Here is a 5,120-nt window from a genome sequence, read left to right on the forward strand (position 1 = left end):
GCGGCGTCGCCGCGGCGCAGGGCCGCCTGCACGGCCGGCTGCTGCAGGCGTTCGGACAGGCGTTTGCCCACGCCCGCCAGCGCCTGCTGGGTCTGCGTCACCGCGGCATCGCGCGCCTGCTCCAGGGTGGCGGCGGCCTGCTCGGCGCGCCATTGCTCGACCCCGCTCCAGCCGAACCAGACCACCAACAGCACCAGCAGCACCGTCAGCAGAGGCGCCACCTTGCGCAAACCCTGCGGCACCGGCCGCGCTTGTGTTGCCTCGCTCATGCAGACGATCCCCTGTCAGCGCACTCCGGTATGGCCGAATCCACCCGTTCCCCTGGCGCTGTCGGCGAAAGTATCCACCACCTGCAGGGCGACACGCACGACCGGCATCACCACCAGCTGCGCAATGCGGTCGCCGGGGGCGATGGTGAAGTCCTCGCGGCCGCGGTTCCAGACGCTGATCAGCAGCGGCCCCTGGTAATCGGCGTCGATCAGGCCGGTGCCGTTGCCGAGCACGATGCCGTGGCGGTGGCCCAGGCCCGAGCGCGGCAGCACCACCGCGCACAGCTGCGGATCGGCGATGTAGATGGACAGGCCGCTGGGGATCAGCGCGGTGTCGCCCGGCGCCAGGGTTAGCGGCGCCTCGGTGGCCGCGCGCAGGTCGAGCCCGGCGCTGGCTTCGGTGGCGTAGTCGGGCAGCGGCCAGCTGTCGCCGAAGCGCGGATCCAGCAGCTTCACCTGCAGCGGATAGGGCGTGGGAGTGCTCATGCGTGCAGCCTCTGCGCGATCAGGTCCAGCAGTTGTTCGGCCAGCTGCGTCTTGGAGACCGCCGGGAAGTCGCGTTCGCCATCCTGCCAATAGGCGGTGGCCGCGTTCTGGTCGCTCTCGAAGCCGTTGCCGGCCACCCCCACCCGGTTGGCCACGATCAGGTCCAGGTGCTTGTCGGCGAGTTTGCCACGGGCATAGCGCTCGATGTCGTGGGTCTCGGCGGCGAAGCCGACCACCAGCTTCAGCGCCTGGGTCTGCGCGGCGACCTCGGCCAGGATGTCCGGGGTCCGGGTCAGCTCCAGGGTCAGGGTCTCGCCGCTCTTCTTGATCTTCTGCGCCGCCACCTGTTTTGGCGTGTAATCGGCGACCGCGGCGGTGCCGATATAGATGTCCGCCGGCAACGCGCCGAGCACCGCCTCGCGCATCTGCGCGGCCGAGCGCACATCGATGCGCTGCACGCCGTCGGGCGTAGACAAATGCACCGGGCCGCTGACCAGCACCACCTCGGCGCCCTGCCGGACCGCGGCCGCGGCCAGCGCATAGCCCATCTTGCCGCTGCTGCGGTTGCCCAGGTAGCGCACCGGATCCAGGTCTTCGTAGGTGGGGCCGGCACTGATCACCACGCGCAGGCCGCGCAGGGCAGCAGTGCCGGTGCCAGCGCCGGAACGCGCCGGGACGGCAGCCGCGGCCGGCTTGGCCGATGCGGCGCTCTGGTCGGTGCGCCCAACGAGCGCGGCGACGATCTGCTCCGGTTCGGCCAGGCGACCGGGGCCGGACTCGCCTTCGGCCAGCGGGCCATCGTTCGGGCCGACCACCTGTGCGCCGCGCGCGCGCAGGGTGGCGATGTTGGCCTGGGTGGCCGGATGCAGCCACATGCGGTGGTTCATCGCCGGGCACACGGTGAGCGGTGCGGTGCTGGCCAGGCACAGCGTGCCCACCAGGTCGTCGGCCAGCCCGTGCGCCAGGCGCGCCAGCAGGTCGGCGGTGGCCGGGGCCACCACCACCTGCTCGGCCCAGCGGGCCAGTTCCAGGTGACCCATCGCCTGCTCGGCGCCGCTGTCCCACAGCGTGGTGCGGGTGAGATGGCCGGACAGCGCCTGGAAGCTCAGCGGGGTGACGAACTGCTGCGCGCCGGCGGTCATCGCCACCTGCACCTCGGCGCCGGCGTCGCGCAGGCGCCGCACCAGTTCCAGCGCCTTGTAGGCGGCGATTCCCCCGCCGACGCACAACAGCACACGTCGCCCCGGCAGGGGCCTCTCGAAAATCGCGGTCACGTCGGGAATGTCCTACCCATACAAGGACGATTAGCTTACCCGATGGTTTTTGGCGGCCTGATACCGTTGCGCCATGTCGGCCGGCACCCTGGCGATATGCACATCTCCGACTGGCCCTGCGAAGAACGTCCCCGGGAAAAGCTGCTGGCACGCGGTCCCCGGGCCCTTTCCGACGCCGAACTGCTGGCGATCTTTCTCGGCTCCGGCCTGCCCGGCAGCGACGCGGTGCGCACCTCGCGCGACCTGCTGCAGCGGCACGGGCCGTTGCGCACGCTGCTGGACCGATCGCCCGGCGACCTGGTGCGCCTGCCCGGGCTGGGCCCGGCGCGGGCCTGCCAGCTGTCGGCGGCGCTGGAACTGGGCCAGCGCCACCTGGCCGCGGAACTGCAGCGCGGCGACACCCTCAGCAATCCGATCACCGCCGGCCGCTACTTCGCGCAGCGCCTGCGGGCGCGGCCGTACGAGGTGTTCGCCGCGCTGTTCCTGGACACCCGGCACCGCTGGCTGGCGTTCGAGGAACTGTTCCAGGGCACGCTGGACGGCGCCGAGGTGCATCCGCGCGAGGTGGTGCGGCGTGCGCTCACGCTCAACGCCGCCGCTGTGATCATCGGCCACAATCACCCGTCCGGAAACCCGGAACCCTCGCCCGCCGACCGCGCCGTCACCGAGCGGCTGAAACAGGCGCTGGACCTGATCGACGTGCGCCTGCTCGACCACTTCATCGTCGGCGACGGCGTGCCTGTCTCGATGGCATCGCGCGGCTGGGCCTGAACCGAAGCGGCGGCTGGGCGTGCCATGTCGCCGGACGCCGATCCCGGCAAGGCCGGCTCCAGGCCACGCGGGCGGTCAGCCGGCCCAGGCCCCAGGCGCATGCTGGTCGCGGCGTCGCGGCTGAGGTCGGGCTGAACCCGGGACGGGCCGGGAGGCGGCGGGTCGGGTAAAATCGCCGGTTCCGCGCTTCAAGCAGAGATCTCGTGAAATCCCAACTCCGCGCCCTGATCGGTCAAGGCATCGAAGCCTTGCGCGCCAATGGCACCCTGCCGGCCGACACCCTGCCGCCGGACTTCGTGGTCGAGCGGCCCAAGACCCGCGAGCACGGCGACTTCGCCACCAACGCGGCGATGCTGCTGGCCAAGGCCGCGCGCACCAATCCGCGCGCCCTCGCCCAGCAGCTGGTGGACGCGCTGCCGGCCAACGACGACGTCAGCAAGGTCGAGATCGCCGGCCCCGGCTTCATCAATTTCCATCTCGGTCCCGGCGCCTACCAGCGCGAGGTGCTGGCGGTGCTCAAGCAGGGCGAGGACTACGGCCGCAGCCTGGTCGGCAACGGCCGCACCGTGGGCGTGGAGTACGTCTCGGCCAACCCGACCGGGCCGCTGCACGTCGGCCACGGCCGCGCTGCGGCCATCGGCGACTGCCTGGCGCGCCTGCTCGAGGCCAACGGCTGGAACGCCAAGCGCGAGTTCTACTACAACGACGGCGGCAACCAGATCGAGAACCTGGCGCGCTCGGTGCAGGCGCGCGCTTTGGGCAAGACGCCCGACAGCCCCGACTGGCCGGAAGAAGGCTACCGCGGCGACTACATCCAGGACGTGGCCGACGCCTACATGGCCGGCGCCGCGGTCGACCTGGAAGGCCATGTGGTCACCGGCGCCAAGGATCCGCAGGACCTCGATGCGATCCGCCGCTTCGCCGTGGCCTATCTGCGCAACGAGCAGAACCACGACCTGGCCGCGTTCGGCGTGGATTTCGACATCTACTTCCTGGAAAGCTCGCTGTACCGCGACGGCAAGGTCGAGGAGGCGGTGCAGAAGCTGATCACCTCCGGCCATACCTACGAAGAGGGCGGCGCGCTGTGGCTGAAATCCACCGATTTCGGCGACGACAAGGACCGCGTGATGCGCAAGTCCGACGGCAGCTACACCTACTTCGTGCCGGACGTGGCCTACCACCTGAGCAAGTGGCAGCGCGGCTACGTGCGCGCCATCACCGAACTGGGCGCCGACCACCACGGCTCGCTGGCGCGCGTGCGTGCCGGCCTGCAGGCGATGGACCTGGGCATCCCCAAGGGTTGGCCGGAGTACGTGCTGCACCAGATGGTCACGGTGATGCGCGGCGGCGAGGAAGTGAAGCTGTCCAAGCGCGCCGGCAGCTACCTGACCCTGCGCGACCTGATCGAGGAAGCCGGCCGCGACGCCACGCGCTGGTTCCTGATCGCGCGCAAGCCCGATTCCCAGCTCACCTTCGACATCGACCTGGCGCGCCAGCAGAGCAACGACAACCCGGTGTTCTACGTGCAGTACGCGCATGCCCGGGTGTGCAGCCTGCTTCGCCAGGCGCAGGAGAAGAAGCTGGACTTCGACCAGGCCGATGGCCAGGCGCAACTGAACCGGCTCAGCGACGCGACCTCGCTGGAACTGATGCAGGAACTCTCGCGCTACCCGGAAGTGGTGGAGAATGCGGGGCATGCGCTGGAGCCGCATCTGATCGCGCAATACCTGCGCGAACTGGCGACGGCCTTCCACACCTGGTACCACGGCACCCCGGTGCTGGTGGACGACGCCGGCGAACGCAACGCCAAGCTGACCCTGGCGGTGGCGGCGCAGCAGGTGCTGGCGAACGGTCTGAATCTCCTGGGCGTCTCGGCCCCGGAAAAAATGTGAGTGGAGAAGCGGTAAATGGCAGCACGACGCGGTAAGACCCAGGCCCGGCGCAACAGCGGCAACGGCACGCCCGGGTGGGTGTGGCTGATCGCCGGCGCGGCGATCGCCGCGGTGGTATTCCTCGGCGCGCCAGGGCTGTTCAAGAAGGACGGCGACTTCCTGCGCGTGGGCGGCCCGCGCGCCAATCCGGATGCGCAACCGGCGCCGGTGGCCGATGCCGACGTCGATGCGGCCCCGGACCTGCCCAAGCCCGCCGCCAACGCGGCCGGCAGCACCAAGCCGGAAGCGAAGAAGGACGCGCAGACCCAGTACGACTTCTACACCCTGCTGCCCGGCAAGGAAGTGCAGATGTCCGACGCCGAACTGGCCGCCAGCGCGCGCGCCGAGGCCATTCGCCAGGCCAAGGCGCAGGCCGCTGCAGGCACGGC

The 5,120-nt window shown here is 70.5% G+C and carries 4 protein-coding genes and 2 pseudogenes; 3 read left to right on the forward strand and 3 right to left on the reverse strand.

The annotated features are described in order from the left end of the window. The 3 genes and pseudogenes from D180_RS08955 to coaBC form a co-directional block, all read right to left on the reverse strand. A pseudogene (locus tag D180_RS08955) lies at positions 1 to 269 on the reverse strand (phosphomannomutase/phosphoglucomutase); the annotation flags it as partial. Between the two features lie 15 nt (positions 270 to 284). Beyond that, positions 285 to 755 (reverse strand): dUTP diphosphatase, encoded by a 471-nt coding sequence (gene dut, locus D180_RS08960; protein WP_017907877.1) that lies wholly within the window; start codon positions 753 to 755, stop codon positions 285 to 287. Beyond that, positions 752 to 2,029, reverse strand: coding sequence for a bifunctional phosphopantothenoylcysteine decarboxylase/phosphopantothenate--cysteine ligase CoaBC (coaBC, locus tag D180_RS08965; protein ID WP_193313915.1), 1,278 nt, complete (start codon positions 2,027 to 2,029; stop codon positions 752 to 754). The genes dut and coaBC overlap by 4 nt, the downstream gene beginning before the upstream one ends. 96 nt (positions 2,030 to 2,125) lie before the next feature. Between coaBC and radC the strand changes: the two genes are divergently transcribed. From radC to D180_RS08980, 3 genes and pseudogenes are all read left to right on the forward strand, one after another. Continuing rightward, entirely contained in the window at positions 2,126 to 2,800 is a 675-nt protein-coding gene (radC, locus tag D180_RS08970; RefSeq protein WP_017907879.1) for a DNA repair protein RadC, read from the forward strand. Between the two features lie 203 nt (positions 2,801 to 3,003). Then, positions 3,004 to 4,692, forward strand: a complete 1,689-nt coding sequence (gene argS / locus D180_RS08975) for an arginine--tRNA ligase (RefSeq protein ID WP_017912528.1) — start codon at positions 3,004 to 3,006, stop codon at positions 4,690 to 4,692. A gap of 15 nt (positions 4,693 to 4,707) precedes the next feature. After that, positions 4,708 to 5,120, forward strand: a pseudogene (locus D180_RS08980) (sporulation protein); the annotation flags it as partial.

This window comes from Xanthomonas sp. SHU 166, assembly GCF_000364685.1.
GTDB classification, from domain to species: Bacteria; Pseudomonadota; Gammaproteobacteria; order Xanthomonadales; family Xanthomonadaceae; genus Xanthomonas_A; species Xanthomonas_A sontii.

What these genes read in the sequence shown, in the direction of transcription:
- dut (WP_017907877.1), bottom strand. Translation starts at nt 755, where the DNA reads ATGAGCACTCCCACGCCCTATCCGCTGCAGGTGAAGCTGCTGGATCCG.
- radC (WP_017907879.1), top strand. Translation starts at nt 2,126, where the DNA reads ATGCACATCTCCGACTGGCCCTGCGAAGAACGTCCCCGGGAAAAGCTG.